The organism is Rhodococcus sp. EPR-157 (assembly GCF_001647195.1).
Classification (GTDB): Bacteria; Actinomycetota; Actinomycetes; order Mycobacteriales; family Mycobacteriaceae; genus Rhodococcoides.
In genome coordinates this window covers 1-401 of record NZ_LVCV01000626.1, presented here as the reverse complement: position 1 = coordinate 401, position 401 = coordinate 1, and the positions used below count along the sequence as shown (strand labels likewise).

Genomic DNA, 401 nt, shown 5'->3' with positions numbered 1-401 from the left:
CTTGCGGGGCTTGGGCTTACGGCGGATCGCGCCGTCGGCATTACCACCACCGCCGCCGAGGGAGAACTGGCCGGGAAGCGAGACCTCGACGCGTCGTCCACCGACCTCGACGACGACGGCTTGACGCGGCAGCGCCTCGTCCTCGTCGATCGGTTCACCGGCGGTGAACGGGGGAACCTGGTTGTCCCATTCGGTTTCGATCCACCGGGTGTGGACATCGAAGGATTCACCGTCGCCGATGAACGCGGGATCGGAGACGACGGCGGCGTGGAACGGGATGACCGTCGCGAGTCCTTCGACGGTGAATTCGGCCAGTGCGCGACGCGAGCGTGCCAGTGCTTCCTCGCGGGTGGCGCCGGTGACGATCAGCTTGGCGAGCATGGAGTCGAACTGGCCTCCGA

Annotated in this window: 1 pseudogene; it reads right to left on the bottom strand. The window is 67.1% G+C overall.

Going from position 1 to position 401, the window contains the following annotated elements:
- Positions 1-401, bottom strand: a pseudogene (locus tag A2J03_RS26770) (acetyl-/propionyl-CoA carboxylase subunit alpha); the annotation flags it as partial.